Below are 17,597 nucleotides of genomic sequence, written 5' to 3' on the forward strand. Positions count from 1 at the left end.
GGGGTTGGGGGTGAGGGCTGCTTCTCGCCTACGCTCTCAGCTTCGCGATGATGGCGTCCGTGACGTCCCAGGTGGTGGCCGTGCCGCCGAGATCCGGCGTGAGCACCGTGCCCTCGGCGGTCACCGCCTCGATGGCCCGCATGATCAGGCCAGCCAGCTCGCGCTCGCCCAGAGATTCGAGCATCATCGACGCCGCCCAGACCGCCGCAATCGGGTTGGCGATGCCCTTGCCGTGAATGTCCGGCGCGGAGCCGTGGACCGGCTCGAAGAACCCGGGCACCTTCTTGCTCGGGTTGACGTTCGCGCTCGGAGCCAGCCCGAGGCTCCCCTGGAGCGCCGCCGCGAGGTCCGTCAGGATGTCCCCGAACAGGTTCGAGGCAACCAGCACATCCAGTGACTCCGGATTGCGGACCATCCGCGCGGCCATCGCGTCCACGTGGCACTGCTCGTGGGCGATCTCGGGATAGTCCGCCGACACCAGGTTGAAGACCTCGTCCCAGAACACGTTGCTGTGCTGCATCGAGTTCGACTTGGTGACGCTGGTGACCTTCTTGCGGCCGGTCGCGCGGGCGTACTCGAAACCTGCCCGCATGATCCGCTCGACGGCCGCCCGCGTGAACACGATGCTCTGAATCGCGACCTCGTGGTCGGAGCCGACGTGGACCCGGCCGCCGACCCCCGCGTATGCGCCCTCGGTGTTCTCCCGGAAGCAGACGAAGTTGATGTCGTCGCTGGTCTTGCCACGCAGGATGCCCTCGGTGCCGGGCAGCAGGCGGATCGGCCGCTGGTTGACGTAGAGGTCGAACCCCTTGCGAATCGGCAGCAGCAGGCCCCACAGCGAGATGTGGTCCGGCACCAGCTTCGGGAAACCGACCGCGCCCAGGTAGATCGCGTCGAACGGCTCCAGGATCTTGATGCCGTCGTCCGGCATCATCTTCCCGTGTTCAAGGTAGTAGCCGCAGCTCCAGGGGAACGTCTCGAACTCGAACCGCACATCCCCGACGACCTGCTCGGCCGCTTCGAGAACCTTCAGCCCGCAGCCGATGACGTCCTGCCCGATCCCATCGCCGGGAATGACCGCGATGTTGTGCGTCCGCATAGGAAGCCCCCCGATCTACGTCAGAATCCGAAAGCCAGAGGAACCGCGTCAGATCGATCAGCGGACCACGCGCTCAGGCGCCCGCTCGACGCTTCCACGCCCGAGCGAGGCGCAAGTACGCACGCCAGCGGATGACCGTCTTCCAGCCAAGCACGATGGTCGCGCTCAGCAGCAGGAGGAGGATCCCCCAGTTGAACTGCGCGCCGACCGACGGATACGCCAGCTTCAGGATGAGCTGCGCCGCGACGACGTTGACGAGTACCAGGCTGCCGATGGTCATCAGCAAGAGACTGGCCGGCGGCCTCGGTTTCACCTCGTACATCCCCTGTGCGCCACGAAACGTAATCTTCTGGCAGGTTCCGGGGCGGATGATACAATAGCGCCGCCGTAGGTGGACCCTGGCCCGTCCGAGCGCGCAAACGCGCGACGCCGGGCAGGCGAGAGGATGGGAGCGACATGGGTGGGCTCTGGGTCTCGTTATTGATCGTCTTTATGGCCAGCTGCTGCACCATGGTGCTGGAGCTGGTCGCTGGGCGCATCCTCGCTCCCTTTATCGGTGTCTCGTTGTACACCTGGACGAGCATCATCGGGGTGTGTCTGGCTGGCATCTCGGCAGGCAACTTCCTGGGCGGCGTTCTGGCAGACAAAGCCGGCTCGCGCAGGACGCTCGGCCTGATCCTGCTGGGCGGCGGGCTGTTCAGCCTGCTGATCCTGCCGCTGGCCGCCTACGACCTGACCAACATCATCCCGAAGCCGACCACCGGGCAGGCATCTGACGTCTGGCTCATCACCCGAATCGTGGTGATCACGTCGGTGCTCTTCCTGCCGCCGACGCTGATTCTGGGCATGGTCTCGCCGATCGTCATCAAGCTGGCGCTGACGGACCTGCGCCAGACCGGCTCCATCGCCGGCAAGATCTACGCCTTCTCGACGGTCGGCAGCATCGTCGGCACCTTCCTGACGGGCTTCTACCTGGTGTCGGCGTTTGGGACGCGGTCGGTCGTGCTCGGCGTGGCCGTCATCCTGATCGGCATGGCGTTCGTCTTCGGCAACCTGCTCCCCTTCGGCAAGGACAAGAAGGGGAACGCCGAGGTGACCGTCGCCACCGCCTTGATCGTCATCGGGCTGGTCTACTGGATCAATCCGCGCGGCGTGATCACCTACGAGCGGCCGGACGCGCTGAACGGCGGCTGCTACATGGAGACCAACTACTTCTGCATCAAGGTGACCGGGCCAGACTTGAACGACGAGCATCAGACGGTGTCACTGGTGCTCGATCACCTGATCCACAGCTACAACTCGCTGAACGATCCGACCTACCTCAAGTACGGCTACATCAAGGTGTACGCCGACATGATCGAGTACGTCGCGCAGAAGTACCCGAAGTACAGCGCCTTCTTCATCGGCGGCGGCGGCTACACCCTGCCTCGGCAGATGGAGACGCTCCGCCCCGACGCCAAGATCGTCGTGTCGGAGATCGACCCCGGCGTGACGGAGACGAACTTCGCGCGGCTGGGCGTGCGCCGCGACACGAACATCATCACCTACAACGCCGACGCCCGACAGATCGTCGATCTGTACCAGGGCGGCGAGAAGTTCGATCTCGTGTTCGGCGACGCGTTCAACGACCTGCAGATCCCGTACCACCTGACGACGAAGGAGTTCGCGCAGAAGGTGCGGAGCATGATGAAGGACGACGGGCTGTACCTCGCGCTGGTCATCGACAAGCTGCGGGGCGGCCTGTTCATCCCGGCCTACACCAAGACGGTCAAGGAAGTCTTCCCCTACGTCTATATCCTGAACGACGCGCCGAACTGGAACAGTTCCGCGCCGAACACCTACCTCGTGGCGGCCAGCGCGACGCCGATCGACATGGACCGCATCCGCGCTATCAAGCCCGGCCAGGGTTTCAACGGCCAGCCGCTGGTGCAGATCATGCCGCAGGACGTGATGGACACGTGGCTCGCCGAGACGCCGACCATCATCCTGACCGACGACTACGCTCCGGCCGACAACCTGGTGGCCCCGCTGTTCGTGGAGCGCAGCTTCTAGGCCCGGCCGCGCGCGGCACCTGGGCGGGACGCCCGCACGTCGATTCTGACGTGCGGGCGCTCTTGCTTCCTGGTACACGTCTGGCAGTCATCCGTTCGGATGTTCCCGACGTACCATGTGGAGAGACGCCGCGTTTCAGGGAAGACTGTCACACGACAGGAACACCGGCCGGTTCTAAGGACGGAAAGACGCCTGATATACTGGCCGCAGCGCCCACCAGAGCAGAGGCGCGGCTGGTTCAGGCCCGCTGACGGGGGCGGAGGCGCCGTGGCGAAGAAGGATCGAATCGCGGCGGAGCAGGAGGCTGGTGACGACGCCGGCCTCGTCTTCGAGCGCTTTTCTCTCAACGGCTCAGCCAAGCCGGCCGGCCTCGGGGCCTCGCACCCAGACTATGGCGTCTGGCTGGTGGCCCTCGGCATGGCCGCTGCCGCCGTCCTGGTGCTGGTCCTGGTGGCGATGCCCTCCAGCCGCACCACCAGCGCGCAGGCCACCCCCCTGCCCGACAACGAGTTCACCAACATCATCAGCAGCGTGCAGACGCTGCTGACGCCGAGCGACCACTCCCTGCCCGTCGTGCTGGCGAAGCTGGTGCTGGCCGCGCTGCTCGGCGCGATCGTCGGCTACCGGCAGCGCATCCACGTTGACGAGTACATCGTCCAGGCGCACGTCATCATCGCGTTCACCGGCGCGCTGATGATGATCATCATCGGCAATGAGATCGTGCGCGCCTTCGGGCTGCTGGGCGCGGGCAGCATCATTCGGTACCGGACGCCCGTCCGCGACCCGCGCGCGCTGGCCTCGCTGTTCGTCACGATGGGTATCGGCATCGCCGTCGGCGTGGGCCTGTTCGAGCTGGCGTTTATCGGTGCGGTGTTGATCGTGCTGATACAAGGGGTCTTCGGACGGATCGCCAGCAGTCTTCCGTCAACGCTCTACAACCCGCAGCGCGGTTACACGTTGTCCCTCACGACGGAGGATGGCAGCGGCTCGCTGGAACGGATCCGTCAGACATTCTATGAGCGAGATATTCGGTACCGGCTGCTCGAATTCGATGCGCGGGCGAAGAAGGATGGCCTGGTCAAGATGACAATGGTTGTCGAGGCAAACGCCAACCTCTCGACCGAAGAGCTGACGCTGCTGGTCTTCCGGGACGGCGTCCAGTCTGTCAGCTGGGAGGAGGAGTGATATGGCGTCCAATGGCCAGGTGAACGGTGTCGCGACGCTGACGGCGCCGATCCCCCTGCAACGGTTCGACTATCCGGGCAGCCTGATCGTCGTCGAGGGCGTGGACGGCTCGGGCAAGAGCACGCAGCTCCAGTTGCTCAAGGATTGGCTCATCGAGCAGGGAGCGGATGTCCTCTTCACAGAGTGGAACAGCTCCAGCCTGACGGCCAAAGCCGTGCGGCGCGGCAAGCGACGGCTCTGGCTTGGCCACCTGAGCTTTGTGCTGCTGCACGTGACGGACTTCACGCACCGGTACGAAAACATCATCCTGCCGGCCCTCCGCGAGGGCAAGCTGGTGCTGGCCGACCGCTACGTCTTCACGGCGTTCGCCCGAGACGTGGCGCGCAACGCCGACCGCGCCTCGATTCGCCGGCTCTACAGCTTCGCCCTGCAGCCTGACCTGGCGCTCTACTTCCACGTGCCGCTCGACGTGGCCATGAACCGCGTCCTGACCGGTCCAGGCCGCGAAGGTCTGAAGTACTACGAGGCGGGCCTCGATCTCGGGCTGAGCCTGGAGCCGCAGGAGAGCTATCGGCTCTTCCAGAGCCGGGTGGTCAACGAGTACCAGCACATGGTGGACGAGTACCAGCTTACGGTGATCGACGCGAACCGGACCATCGAGCCGCAGCGCGAGGAAGTGCGCGAGCTGGCCCGTCCGATCCTGGAGCGTCACCTCGCGATGCTCGGCGAGCGTGAGGACACCCGCCGTGAGCGCCGACGCCGGCGGGAGGTTATCGGTGGCTGACCAGCGTCCCTACCCCGGCTACCTGATCGCTTTCGAGGGTCCGGAGGGTGCGGGCCGCCGCGAGGCGCTCGCTCACGCGCGCGGCGCGCTCCAGGCACGCGGGCAGGATATCGTGGTCAGCCGCCCGATGGGCGCGACGCTGGCCGGCGGCATCTACCGCAGCGCCGCCCCCCTCAACGAGCTGTCGCCCCGCACCCTGGTGCTGGTCGCGGCCAGCGACATGGCCGAGCGGCTCGAATGGGAGATCCTGCCGGCCCTGCAGGCCGGCAAGGTCGTCCTGGCCGACCGCTACGTCTACCGAACGGTGCAGGGCATGGCTCGCGATCTCGACCCTGACTGGCTGGAAGTGCTGTGCGCGGTAGCTCCGCGCCCGGACCTGGTCTTCCTCTACCACGACGAGGAGACGGTGCAGCGCTCGCGCATCGATCTGTCCACCATCGACCTGTACGAGGCGGGGATGGATCTCGGGCTGACTCGCGACGTGCCGTTCAGCTATCAGCTCTACCAGCAGCGGGTGCTGGAGGGGTACGAGGACTGGGCCGAGGCGCATCAGCTTGAGTTGGTCCAGCCGAAGTCGATGGCCGAGATGGTCCAGCGCATCGAAGAGCTGATCGGCATCACCGTTGGCGACCTGAACGTGCGTCATCAGGCGGTCCTCTCGATGCTGATGCAGAACTACCACGATCCGCCGCACGCCATGCAGACGGCGACGCTGGCCCTGCAACTGTTCGACCAGTTGAAGCCGTTGCACAAGCTTGGCGCACAAGAAGCCGAGCTGTTCGAGTTCGGCGTCCTGCTGCACAACGTCGGCGAACAGGGCGAGGAGCGCGACCGCCGCATGCGGACGGCGGCACTGATCCGCGAGAGCAGCCTGCCAGGCTTCACGCGCGACGAATTGAACGTCATCAGCGTGATCGCCGCCGCCCACACGATCCATCACGTCAGCGAGCTTGAGGCGTGGTTGACCACCATCCCCTCGACGCTCCGGCCGATGGTCGAGAAGCTGGCGCCGCTGGCGCGGCTGGTGGACGGGATGGACGCCTCGCACGAGCAGACGGTCCGGTGGGTCGAGGCGATCCTTGCCGAGCACGGTAAGCTGCTGATCCGCATGCAGAGCCGCACCAAGGCCAAGGCCGAGGTGCATGCCACGCGAGACCGCGCGCACTTGATCGAGAAGGTGTATGGGCTGGAAGTGGAGGTCATCGCGGAGCGGCAGGGGCCGCCGCCGGCCACAGCCAACCTTGTGCCGCTCAGCGTCGGCTGAGCGGCCAGTCACGAGAGTTCCAGGCGGCCAACGTCGGGGGAGCGGATGCCGAGCCGAGACCAGGACTACAGCTTGATCGCAGTCCTACACGACCAGCTCGAAGATATCGAGAGCTACGAGCGCTACCTGAAGGCGGCCACTGATTGCGACGCATGTGAAGCCATCTGGCGGCAGCTCAAGGAGCAGGCCGAGGCTGCCGTGACGTCGATCCGGGCGGAGATCCAGCGCCACGCCGTCGATTGATGTCTGCTGCCGGCTCTGATGCCCCCGGCCTGAACGATGCAGCGACGTCCTCTCCGGACGCCGTGCCGGCCTGCCATCGGCAAGATTGGTGACCCATGCGACTGCAGGACAACCTCGAAGTCGAGCTGAAGCTGACGGTGACCGGCAACGATCCTGACAAGCTGCTCGACGAGATCGCAACCATCGTCTCGCTCGGAGGCGTGCGGCTGGCCGACGCCCGGGAGCACCAGTTGCGCGATATCTACTGGGACACCGCCGACTACGGTCTGCGCGCCCGCAAGCTCAGCCTGCGCCTCCGCGAGATCGACGGACGGCAGGTCTTCACGGTCAAGGGCGGCACCAGCTCCAGCGAGGGCCTGTTCCGTCGGTACGAGCTGGAGACGCCGGCCAGCGCGCAGAACTGGCAGGATGTCTGTGCCGTCTTCCACGACGAGGGCGTGGACCTGGCGCGGGTCAACGGGCTGGCCGGGGCCGGCACGTCGCCGGACGACTGGCTCCGCGCGGCTGGCCTCCATCCGACGCAGGACCGTTCGACTCGCCGCACGGCCATCCACGCCTACGACGACGCCCACGGCGACCAGCCCCTCGCCGAGCTGGCCCTGGACCGCACCCGCTTCGACTTCGGACGGGTCCTGGTCGACTACTGGGAGATCGAGATCGAGGAGCTGGGCAACCACGGCGACGAGGTTCCTCGGCTCCTGGGGCAGGCGCTGCGGGAGCGCTACCCGGATCGCCTGGAGCCGTCCACGATGGGCAAGTACAGCCGTGGACTGGCTATCGAGCGGGAGCTGCGGACCACGGGCCAGCTCTAGCCGCTGGCTACCCGCGCGGCCACCCGGCCAGCGGATAGCGGATGCGCGCCCCGGCCACGTCGGGCGGGTAGACGGCCACCAGCTCATTGCCCTGCTGCTGCAACACCGGCGGCACCGACGCCCGGTTGCGCCCCGCCGTGTCCCAGCCCAGGCGGCCCCAGAACGTCAGCACCTCCAGGCCCGAAAGCGCCTCGCGGACGGCGGCGGGGTCAGCCCCGCCCACCCGCTCGACCGCCAGCTGCAGCGCGAGGCCAGCCGCTGTCGCCGCCGCGCCGCGGGGGTCTGCCGCGTAGCCGTGCAGGCGCTTGAAGCGCTCGGCGTACTCGGCGGCTGACCCGAACACGGGCCCGTTGGCGGAGACCGTCGGCCACCAGTTCTCGACCGTCAGGATGCCGTCGAAGAGGACGGCGCGCCGGCCCGTCGGATCGACTGGCTCGGGCATCGGGACCAGCGCGCGCATCGAGGTGTACGGCAGGTAGGCCCGCAACGATGGCGCGAAGCGTGTCGTCTGGCCGTACTCCGTCGCCAGGATGATGAAGCGCGGCGTGGACTCGGCAGTCCGCAGGAGCGGCGGCATGATGTCCCGCGAGCCGAGCGCCGTCAGCTCCAGCCGGACCGGCCCGAGATCGAGGGCGTTCGCCCGCTCGCGGAAGCCGGCCGCCGCGGCGGCGTTCGACGGCTCGTCGGCGATGATGATGCCGACCGGCGTGGCGCGCGGCTGAACCGATGCGGCAATATCCGCCAGTCCGTGAAACAGACGGTCTTCCGTCGGCAGGATCGAGAACAAGCCCTTCAGGCCCCGCCGATACAGTCCGGCAGCCGGCGCGTCAGGAGCGACCAGCACTGCACCGGCGCGGTCGGTCACGGTGGCAACCGAGGTCGTGATGGCCGACGAGAACGGCCCCAGAAAGAGGCGCACGCCCTGGCCTTGCACCAGCCGCTCGGTCTGGCGACCGGCCGTCAGCGGCTCGCTCTCGTCGTCCAGCAGGTGCAGGCGCAGCGCCCGCCGGCCATCGCTGACCTTCAGGCCGCCGGCCTGCTCGACGGCGTCCTGCCAGACCTCGTAGCCGGCCCGCATCAGCGCGCCCTCGCGGGAGAACCGTCCGCTCAGACTCAGGATCACGCCGACCTGCAATTCGCCAGTCGCCACGGCCGGCGCGGCCGGCGCGACAGACGGCGTCGGCGTCTCCGGCATCGAGAGCGTGCAGCCAGCCAGCCCGAGACTGGCCGACGCCAGCAGCAGCCCGGACAGGACGCGGCGGCGGCTCAGGCGGTTCATTCGGGGGGTCGCAGACATGGCGAGCGGATGCTACCACGGCGTTCGCGACGACGGTCAGGCCGCCTGAGCTGCCGCCCGGTGCCTGCCCCCGTCCGCGGTTGTCGTAACCCTGACGCTGTGAGCCGGTCGTGACCGCGCGCCGCTTGCGACGCTCCGACCGATGCCGTAGTCTGGCCTTCGTGCCGCGAGGTCGCCCAGGCGACCACCGGCCGCCGCGCAGTGGACAGATTCGCTGCTGACACCCCGCCAAGGACCGCGCCACGCCATGAGTATCGCGTTTTCACGAGTTACGTCGAGCTTCCGACCGGTTGATGCGACGCCATTGCCGCCGGTCCACTGGCCTTCGGCCTTCGTCGGGCTGTTCCTGGCCGTGCTCGTCGTCGTCTCGATCGCCTGGCTGGCCGCTCCCAGGCGCGTCGATCGGCCGTTGCCGGCCGCCGTCGCGCCGCTGCCGGTGGTGCAGGTCGCCCCGACCCCGATCCCTGCGCCGGCGGTCGCCGCCCCCGAGCCAGCACCCGTGCCGGAAAAGGTCAAGGTCGCCAACACCGGCGGCAGCAACCTGAACCTCCGGGCGAACGCCGGCGAGCGGTCCCAGCGGCTCAAGTCGGTGCCCGAAGGCTCGCTGTTGGAGATCGTGGGGGCGGACCAGACGGCAGACGGGGTCGTCTGGCGCAACGTGCGCGACGCATCAGGGGCGAGCGGCTTCGTGGCGGCGAAGTTCGTGGTCAAGACGCAGTAGCGAGACGGTCGGCGTATGAGCGGACCAATCTTTGGCCCGTTCACACAGCGCGCCGGTACACTTCAGGAAAGCGGCGCCAGATTGCGGGACGCCTGACGATTCGGGATCGAGTTCAGCCGTCAATCCGCCCCTGGGCGCGAGCCTGGAGCCACCTTGGACATTGTCTGGCACGGACACGCCTGTTTCCGCCTGCGCGGCCGCGAGGCGTCCATCGTCACCGACCCGTACGACCGCTCGACCGGCTACCCCGCGCTGAAGCTGACGGCTGACGTCCTCACCATCTCGAACCACACATCGCAGCACGCAAACACTGCCGCCGTCTCGGCAGCTGGCGACAAGCTGCGGCAGGTCGATGGCCCCGGCGAGTACGAGGTCGCCGGCTCGCTGATCGAAGGCGTGGTCACCTACCGTGACAAGCAGAAGGGCAAGGAGCGCGGCAAGAACACCGCGTACATGATCCACCTCGACGACCTGTCAGTGTGCCACCTGGGCGCGCTGGCGCACACGTTGAGCAGCAGCCAGATCGAGTCGCTCAAGGACGCCGACGTGCTCCTGGTGCCAGTCGGCGGCGGGGACGTGCTGGACGCGGCGGCCGCGGCCGAGGTCGTGAGCCAGTTGGAGCCGCGCATCGTCATCCCGATGTATTACGGTACGCCCGCCCTTCAGCTCGACGCGGTCGACCGGTTCTGCGCCGAGATGGCCGTCACCGAGATCGTGCCGCAGGCCCGCCTGGTGGTCACCAGATCCTCGTTGCCGGAAGAGACGCGGCTCATCGTGCTGGCCGCGCCGGAGCCGAAGCGGTAACGGCATGCGGGAGATCGCCGTTCGGCTGGCCTGCTTCGTGGCGAATCTGGTCATCGGCGAGCCGCGCATGGTCGTGACGGCCGCCGAAGAGAAGGCCCTGGCGCTGGCCCGCGTCGACGACCCGTACTTTCACGCTTTTCGAGATCGCTGCATGCAGTGGGTGCTCGGGAACGATCCTCGCCGCCCCCAGGACGACAGCTAGAACGGCGCCACATCCATGACTTCACGCAGACGGCTCCTGCTGACGCTTCCGTGGGTGCTGCTGGCCGGGGCCGCCTGCCGAGGGGCGGTCACGCCAACGTCGGCGGCACGCCCGCTGACCTATGTAGCCATCGGCGCATCGGACTCGGTCGGGGTGGGCGCCGGCTCGCCGGATCAGGAGAGCTGGCCGGCCGTCCTGCAGCGCAGGCTGCCGGCCGGCAGTCGGCTCGTCAACCTGGGTGTCAGCGGCTCCCTGATCCGGCAGGCCGTCGACCAGCAACTGCCGGTGGCCCTCGACAGCGATCCCGACCTCGTCACCGTCTGGCTGGCCGTCAACGACTACGGCGCACGGGTGCCGTTGCCCCGCTACGCCTCGGACCTGGATCTGCTGCTCCAGACCCTCCGATCCCAGACCCGCGCCACCATCCTGGTCGGGAACGTGCCGGACTTGAGCGTCTTGCCGGTCGCCGCGCGCTTCGACCTGAAGGATGTGGACCGCTGGAACAACGCCATCGCCGAACTGAGCCGGCGGCATGGCGCGGTCCTGGTCGATCTGCGGCAGGCGTACGCTGAGGTCGCGCAGCACCCCGAGTACATCAGCTCGGACGGCTTCCACCCGAGCACGACGGGGTACCAGCGGCTGGCCGACCTGTTCTACGCCTCGGCCGTCGAGCCGCTCGGACTGGCGACGGGCCGAGCCGGATGACCCGAACGCCGGAACCATCCTCCGTCTCGCCGATTGTCGAGGCGCGCGGGCTTCGCAAGTGGTATCGAACGGGCGCGGTCCCCGTCGAGGCGTTGCGCGGCCTTGACGTGGCCGTGGAGGCCGGCGAGATCGTCGCGATCATGGGGCCGAGCGGCTGCGGCAAGACGACCCTCCTGCAGTGCATCTCCGGCCTTGACGACTTCGACGAGGGCGAGGTCTGGATCGACGGGACGCCGCTCAAGGGGATGAAGGACGCCCAGAAGGCCGACCTTCGGGCGCGGCGGACCGGGTTCGTGTTCCAGGCGTACAACCTCCTGCCGGTCCTCGACGCCGCCGAGAACGTCGAGCTGCCGCTCTTGCTGGCCGGCCAGCGCGGCAAGGCGGCGCGCGCCCGGGCGCTGCGCGCCCTGGAGGCTGTCGGGCTGGAGCATCGCGCCCGCCACCGCCCGAATGAGCTGTCGGGCGGCCAGCAACAGCGTGTCGCCATCGCGCGGGCGCTGGTCAACGATCCGGCCGTCGTCTGGGCCGACGAGCCGACCGGCAACCTGGACTCGGAGTCGGCCACCGAGATCCTCGACCTGATCGAGCGGCTCAACCACGAGAACCACCAGACCTTCGTCCTGGTCACCCACGATCCGCGCGTGGCCGAGCGGGCGCACCGGGTGCTGCGGATGCGAGACGGACAGATCGTCGAGGAGGAGCGGCGGCGGCCAACGCGAGACCACGGCCCGAACGGCGCTGCTCCCGACGCGCCGGCCACCATCCCGACCCATCCTGCGAGCCGTCCCACGCCGTCGCTCACCTCCGAGCGCTGAGCCAGACGTGCAGTCGATCCTCGGCGTCCCGATGTCCACCATCGTCGTGGCGGTCAGCGTGCTCTTCGTGGGCGGCCTCGCGGCCCTGCTGGCCGTTGGTCTGCGCGACCGGCTCCTGCTCCGGCTCGCGCTCCGCAACGTGCCGCGACGGCGGGCGCAGTCGGCGCTGATCGCGCTGGGGCTGGCGCTCTCCACGGTCATCATCACGACCGCGCTCAACACCGGCGACACCATCAGCCACACGCTGCGCTCGCTGGTGGCAGGCACGGTGGGCCGGGCAGACGAGATCGTCGTCAGGCCACGCCGGGACGCCCGCCGCATCGGCTTTGACAACGTCCAGTCCGTCGCCAACGGCACCTTCCTGACCGGGACGCTTCAGCCGTTCGAGCAGGCCGAGGCCGACCGGCTGGCCGCGGCCCTGGCCGACGACGACCGCATCGCCGGCGTGACGGCGTCGACCGTCGAGCAGGTGCTGGCGGTGAACGGCAGCACCGGCGAGGTCCAGGCCCAGGTGCGTCTGTACGCCCTGCCGCGAAGCTACCCGCCCGTCTTCGGCACGCTGACCGACACGCGTGGCGGGCCGCTCGACTTCGCCGGCCTCGACGCCGGGGCGGTGGTGTTGAACGCCGACGCCGCCCTCGCACTGGGGGCCGAGCCGGGCCACCGACTGCAGGCGCAGCTTGGCGAGCACTCGCTGGAGTTGACCGTCGCGGCCATCGCCCGGAGCGGCGACCTGACGGGCGTCCAGGCGACCATCGTCATGCCCCTGGACGACCTCCAGCGGCTCACCGAGGCCCCGGGCCAGATCAACCAGGTGCTGATCGCGAATCGCGGCAACTCCACCACCTCGGTGCTGCTGAGCCAGGAGGTCGCGGCCAGGGTCCGCCCGCTGCTGGTCGATCCGGAGGCCGCGCGGCGCATCCACGGGCTGTTGCGCTCGGAGATCGCGCGGGCCGAGCTGACCGCCGCCCTGCCGGCCCTCGACGAGAAGACGCAGGCCCAGGTGCAGGCACTGCTGACCGAGCTTGAGGCCAGCGAGCCGTCGCCCCGCTTCGCGGCGATCATCTCCGATCCGGAGCTTGAACGGCGGCTGTTCGCGCTGAGCGGGCGGCTGGCGGCGCAGCAGGGGCGGGCTGGTACCAGCACGCTGGCGACGCTCTCGACGCTACGCGTCCTCGAAGTGAAGCGGCTCAGCCAGGAGTTGGCCGACCGCTGGGGCGCGGCGCTGACGACGGTCTTCGTGGTGCTCGGTCTGTTCTCCATCGCCACCGGCACGATGCTGGTCGTGCTGATCTTCGTGATGCTGGCCGCCGAGCGCCGCACCGAGCTTGGCGTGATGCGAGCACTGGGGGCGCGGCAGGGCCGGGTGGCCGCCACCCTCCTCTACGAGGGGCTGCTCTACGACCTGGTGGCTGCCGCCGTGGGCGTGGTGGTCGGGATCGCCGTCGCCATCGGCCTGATCTCGATGAGCGCCAGCGTCCTGGCCGGCTTCGGCATCACCCTGACCCCGCGCGTCGAGCCGGTCAGCCTCTGGCTCGCCTACTGCCTGGGCGCGGTTGTCACGATGGTCAGCGTGGCGATCAGCGCCTGGCGGGCCGGCCGTCTGAGCATCGTGTCGGCCATCCGCAACCTGCCCGAGCCGCCGCGTCCACCGAACAGCGTTCGGCCGCTGGTGGTGGGGGTCGGCATCCTGGTGCTCGGCGTCCTCCTGAGCGTCCTGAGCGCCGGCACTCGCTTCGCGCTGCCGAGCGGCGCGGGGGTGGTGCTGATCACCCTCGGCGTGGCAGCCCTGGCCCGCCCCCTCCTGTTGCGTCTCAGCCTGGAGCCGCACACCGCCGACCGGCTGCGCTACTCCGTGGCGGGCGCGTTCCTGCTGGCGTACTGGCTGCTGCCGACCGATCTGCTGGGGCTGGTGGGCAACGTCCGGCCGCTGCCGCGCTCGGTCGATCTCTTCTTCGTGGCGGGGCTGACGCTGGTGCTCGGCGCAGTGCTGATCCTGGCTCACAACCTGGAGATAGCCTCGGGGCTGGCGCGGCAGATCGGCGACGGGATGCGCGGCGGCGCACTGGTCGTACGGCTGGCCCTGGCCTTCCCGGTTCAGAACCGCTTCCGCACGGGCATGACGGTAGCGATGTTCGGGCTGGTGATCTTCAGCATGGTGGTGGCTGCCGTGCTGCTGACCGGCACCCACCGCGCCTACAGCGATCCGGAGATCATGGCCGGCGGCTACGACATCCGCGTGGACGAGACGGCCGGCGGCGCGCCAGCCCTCCAATCGCTGTTCGGGTCCACGCCGACGCTGCGCGCCGAGGACTACGCGGCGGTGGGCGTGCTGACGGGCCGGCCGGCCGAAGCGATCCAACCGGGCAGCGAGACGACGGTCTGGCGGAGCGTCGGGCTGAACGCGCTGGACGACCAGTTCACGCAGACGATCCGGGCCGGCTTCAGCGGCCGGGCGGCCGGCTACGCGTCGGACGCGGCCGTCTGGGAGGCGTTGCGGACTCAGCCGGGCACGGCCATTGTGGCGGGTGCGGCGGCCAGGTCACGCGAGGTCGAGCCGGCCCCGATCCCGACGTTCCGCCTCGCGGGCGCGTACCGCGAGGACGCCCAGTTCCCGCCGACGACGGTCTGGGTCCGCGACACGCGCGGCGGCAAGGCCATCAGGCTGACGGTCATCGGCATCCTCGATCCGCGCACGACGTTCGGCAGTGGTCTGTTCACGTCACCCGCGACGCTGGCCGCCGCCGAGCTGCCGGCCGCGAATCGGACGGCTACCTATTTGCGGACGGCCCCCGGAGCCGTGCCTGCCGAGCGCACGCTGGCGCTGAACGTGGCGCTGGCCCAGCACAACCTGCGCGCCTCGGAGATCGGCGAGGACGTGCGGCGCATCCTGGGCCTTCGCATGCTGTTGAACGACATGCTGCAGGCGTTCATCGGCGTGGGCCTGCTGGCGGGGATCGCCGGGCTGGGCGTCATCAGCATGCGGGCGGTGGTGGAGCGTCGGCGCGAGATCGGGATGCTGCGGGCGCTCGGCTTCACGGCGCGAGCCGTCCAGGCGACGTTCGTGCTGGAAGCGACGGTCGTGGCGCTGTTGGGGATCGCGGTTGGCATCGGGCTGGGGCTGGGGCTGGCCGAGCGGCTGATCGCGTTCATCGCCCGCGAGTTCCCGGAGATCGTTTTCACGGTGCCGTGGGGGCAGATCGGCGGGATCGCGCTGTTCGCGTATGTCGCGGCGCTCGCCACGACGGCGTGGCCGGCCTGGCGGGCCGGCCGCGTCCAGCCCGCCCAGGCCCTCCGCTACGACTGACCGTGTGCTAAACTCTCGCGCGTGAGTAGCACCGTCGAGACGAGCGTGCATTTCGACATGACGGACCTTCCTGGCTCGGACGGCTACTGCCCCGTGCCTCCCGATGACCGGCCGCAACGAACTGCACCGGCACTGAAGAAAGCAGAACACTACCACGGCGCTTCTCCCGGACTGGAAGCAACATCGGCAACAAGTACCTGGGGGCACACTATCGCGAGCGGTTGGTGCCCTTCCTCGAATCGCTGGTGCAGGGGCGACACGGCCACCCCGTCGAGATCGCCAAGCATTTCACGCGCGTCCTGGACACAGTTCCCTTCGGACCCTCCTTCGGACCCTGCCCGGCGCGTGGGACTTCGCCTTGCGGACGCTCTTCCAGGAGCAGCCGGAGTGGGAGCAGCGGCTCCGAGCCTGGGCTGCTGACGTGCGTGGTTCGGACGAGATCGCCGCAGAGCCAGCCTGGAAGCGCATCCGTAGCGCAAAGCGGTCCGCACGGACAGACATCGGTGATTGAGGCGAAGTAGGCCTGAGCGCCCCTCACCCCCCGGCCCCCTCTCCCTGTGCGCGGGAGAGGGGGAGACGAATTGCGAATCGGACCTGTTCTCCATTGGCCCTGCGTCGTCTCTAGACGGCTCCGACATCTGCGCGGGCTGCCCTTCTCCTCCGCACAGGGAGAGGGGGTCCGAGGGTGTGGGGATAAGGGGGCCCCATGGTAGGGTGTGGAGGGCCTCCGTCGCGGCGCACTATGCGCTAGACTCGCGTTGCCGGCGGGCGAGCCGCCACGCCGACTGTCCGAGCCAGACCAGCCCGCCGAACGCCAGCACGGCGATCAGCGGATCGACCGGGTAGCGGAAGCGGGCCTCCGGGCCGGCCAGCGCCGCGTTCGCCACCAGCATCGGCGGGATCGCCAGCGTCAGCAGCAGCCCGATTCGATAGCGCGTACTGATGACCGTCAGGACACCGCCGACCACGAACCCAATGGCGATCAGCCAGATGATCCGGCCCGGCTGGTACAGCTCGATCAGCCGCTCGGCGTTGTCGAACTCGTTCTCGACGGCCGGCGACGGCGGCTCGCCGAGATGCAGGATGCGGTCCTCGAACCACGTCCGCTGGCGCGCCTGCGGGTTGATGTACTGCGCCTCGCCCGCCCGCTTCGAGACCTCGCCCAGCCGCTGATCCTCGCCGAGGAACAGCTCGACGGAGAAGCGCAGCGTACTGGTCACGTACTTCACGGGCTGACGAAGGATCGCCTCCAGCGCGATGGCCCGCATGATCGCGTCGGCCTCGCCAGCGCTCAGGCCGAGGTCGCGGCGCAACCCGGTGAAGATCTCCTGTGGCAGTTGACGGTCTACCGCGCGCCGCAAGACGTAGCGCCGGGCGGCAGCCTGCGGCGAGTCTGGCTCGCCCCGCGGGATGTCGGCGCGGCTGATGTAGCCCGAGTCCGAGCGGATGATGCGCCAGAGCAGATGCTCCCCGAGCGCCCCCGAGCTGACGCCGCCCCGCAGCAGCAGGTCGGCCAGCATCGCCGGCCCCATCGCCAGGACGAAGCCGACCACCACCAGGGCTGACAGCGCCAGCGCCCGCCGCCACGGACGGAGCAGCGCCAGGAGGTAGAGCGGCGCGAGCGGCACGAGCACCTCGGCTATCGGGCGGAACAGGCTGGCGAGCCCGATTGCCAATCCACCGACCAGCGCCCACTGCCAGGCCCGCCGCTCAGCACGAGCGGCCAGGATGATCGCCAGGACGGCCAGCGCCGTCCACATTGCGAAGACGCTCTCGGCCAGGATGTAGTGCTCGTAGACCAGCAGTTGCCCGCCGATGGCAACGCTCAGCGCCGCCAGACTGCCCGCCAGCCGCCCGAACACCAGCCGCCCAATCCAGTAGGTCGCAGTCAGCGTCACCAGCCCGAGCATCGCCTGGACAAAGACCAGCCCACGCAAGTCCTCGCCCAGAGAGGAGATCGCCGCCGCCACCAGCAGCGGATAGCCGAGCGGTCGCTTGAGGATCGGGTCGAAGGGGAGGCCGCGCGCGAGATCATAGCCGGGCATCAGGAAGCTCTGGCTGTCGCCCGGCATGAACAGCGGCGGGATGCGATAGAGCAGGGCCAGCCGGAAGACCAGCCCGACAGCCAGGATCAGGAGCAGCGGCGCGAGATCGGGATGCGCGCGCCACCACGCCGCCAGCCGCCGGCCGGGGCCAGTCGCCCTGGCCAGCCGCGCGGCAGATGCGGGCGACGTCGGATGGTCGCGGACACGATCCACCGCTGGCCGTTCGAGTGTCTGGCTCACGGAGGAGGATTATCCAGCATCG

At 68.9% G+C, this 17,597-nt stretch carries 16 protein-coding genes; 12 read left to right on the forward strand and 4 right to left on the reverse strand.

Translation table 11 applies throughout. The features are described 5' to 3' along the window. Positions 1-28: 28 nt before the first annotated feature. A complete protein-coding gene (locus IT306_26110) occupies positions 29-1,099 on the reverse strand; it encodes a tartrate dehydrogenase (protein ID MCC7371917.1) in 1,071 nt (356 codons plus the stop codon). A 73-nt stretch (positions 1,100-1,172) separates the two neighbouring features. Then, positions 1,173-1,412 carry a hypothetical protein gene (locus IT306_26115; GenBank protein ID MCC7371918.1) on the reverse strand — a complete coding sequence of 80 codons (240 nt, stop codon included), beginning with the start codon at positions 1,410-1,412 and terminating at the stop codon, positions 1,173-1,175. Positions 1,413-1,555: 143 nt separating this feature from the next. Between IT306_26115 and IT306_26120 the strand changes: the two genes are divergently transcribed. From IT306_26120 to IT306_26145, 6 genes are all read left to right on the forward strand, one after another. Continuing rightward, a complete protein-coding gene (locus IT306_26120) occupies positions 1,556-3,151 on the forward strand; it encodes a fused MFS/spermidine synthase (GenBank protein MCC7371919.1) in 1,596 nt (531 codons plus the stop codon). A gap of 267 nt (positions 3,152-3,418) precedes the next feature. After that, positions 3,419-4,336, forward strand: coding sequence for an MgtC/SapB family protein (locus IT306_26125; GenBank protein ID MCC7371920.1), 918 nt, complete (start codon positions 3,419-3,421; stop codon positions 4,334-4,336). Between the two features lies 1 nt (position 4,337). Beyond that, a complete protein-coding gene (gene tmk, locus IT306_26130) occupies positions 4,338-5,120 on the forward strand; it encodes a dTMP kinase (protein MCC7371921.1) in 783 nt (260 codons plus the stop codon). Continuing rightward, entirely contained in the window at positions 5,113-6,384 is a 1,272-nt protein-coding gene (locus IT306_26135; GenBank protein MCC7371922.1) for a hypothetical protein, read from the forward strand. The genes tmk and IT306_26135 overlap by 8 nt, the downstream gene beginning before the upstream one ends. A gap of 72 nt (positions 6,385-6,456) precedes the next feature. Beyond that, on the forward strand, positions 6,457-6,627 hold the full coding sequence (locus tag IT306_26140; protein ID MCC7371923.1) for a hypothetical protein: 171 nt from the start codon (positions 6,457-6,459) through the stop codon (positions 6,625-6,627). Positions 6,628-6,722: 95 nt separating this feature from the next. After that, complete coding sequence (locus tag IT306_26145) at positions 6,723-7,439, forward strand: CYTH domain-containing protein (protein MCC7371924.1); 717 nt, start codon at positions 6,723-6,725, stop codon at positions 7,437-7,439. Positions 7,440-7,446: 7 nt separating this feature from the next. On the opposite strand, the gene IT306_26150 is transcribed toward IT306_26145, so the two are convergent. Beyond that, on the reverse strand, positions 7,447-8,736 hold the full coding sequence (locus IT306_26150; GenBank protein MCC7371925.1) for an ABC transporter substrate-binding protein: 1,290 nt from the start codon (positions 8,734-8,736) through the stop codon (positions 7,447-7,449). A gap of 247 nt (positions 8,737-8,983) precedes the next feature. Between IT306_26150 and IT306_26155 the strand changes: the two genes are divergently transcribed. From IT306_26155 to IT306_26180, 6 genes are all read left to right on the forward strand, one after another. Further along, positions 8,984-9,457 carry an SH3 domain-containing protein gene (locus tag IT306_26155; GenBank protein MCC7371926.1) on the forward strand — a complete coding sequence of 158 codons (474 nt, stop codon included), beginning with the start codon at positions 8,984-8,986 and terminating at the stop codon, positions 9,455-9,457. Between the two features lie 153 nt (positions 9,458-9,610). Then, positions 9,611-10,261, forward strand: coding sequence for an MBL fold metallo-hydrolase (locus IT306_26160; GenBank protein MCC7371927.1), 651 nt, complete (start codon positions 9,611-9,613; stop codon positions 10,259-10,261). A 4-nt stretch (positions 10,262-10,265) separates the two neighbouring features. After that, on the forward strand, positions 10,266-10,463 hold the full coding sequence (locus IT306_26165; protein ID MCC7371928.1) for a hypothetical protein: 198 nt from the start codon (positions 10,266-10,268) through the stop codon (positions 10,461-10,463). 15 nt (positions 10,464-10,478) lie between these two features. Continuing rightward, complete coding sequence (locus IT306_26170; protein MCC7371929.1) at positions 10,479-11,168, forward strand: SGNH/GDSL hydrolase family protein; 690 nt, start codon at positions 10,479-10,481, stop codon at positions 11,166-11,168. Continuing rightward, the gene (locus IT306_26175; protein MCC7371930.1) at positions 11,165-11,983 is read left to right on the forward strand and encodes an ABC transporter ATP-binding protein; all 819 of its coding nucleotides are present in this window, start codon (positions 11,165-11,167) and stop codon (positions 11,981-11,983) included. The genes IT306_26170 and IT306_26175 overlap by 4 nt, the downstream gene beginning before the upstream one ends. 7 nt (positions 11,984-11,990) lie before the next feature. Next, a complete protein-coding gene (locus IT306_26180) occupies positions 11,991-15,290 on the forward strand; it encodes an FtsX-like permease family protein (GenBank protein ID MCC7371931.1) in 3,300 nt (1,099 codons plus the stop codon). A gap of 740 nt (positions 15,291-16,030) precedes the next feature. On the opposite strand, the gene IT306_26185 is transcribed toward IT306_26180, so the two are convergent. After that, complete coding sequence (locus tag IT306_26185) at positions 16,031-17,575, reverse strand: glycosyltransferase family 39 protein (protein ID MCC7371932.1); 1,545 nt, start codon at positions 17,573-17,575, stop codon at positions 16,031-16,033. Positions 17,576-17,597 lie beyond the last annotated feature (22 nt).

Source organism: Chloroflexota bacterium, from assembly GCA_020850535.1.
Taxonomy (GTDB): Bacteria; Chloroflexota; UBA6077; order UBA6077; family JACCZL01; genus JADZEM01.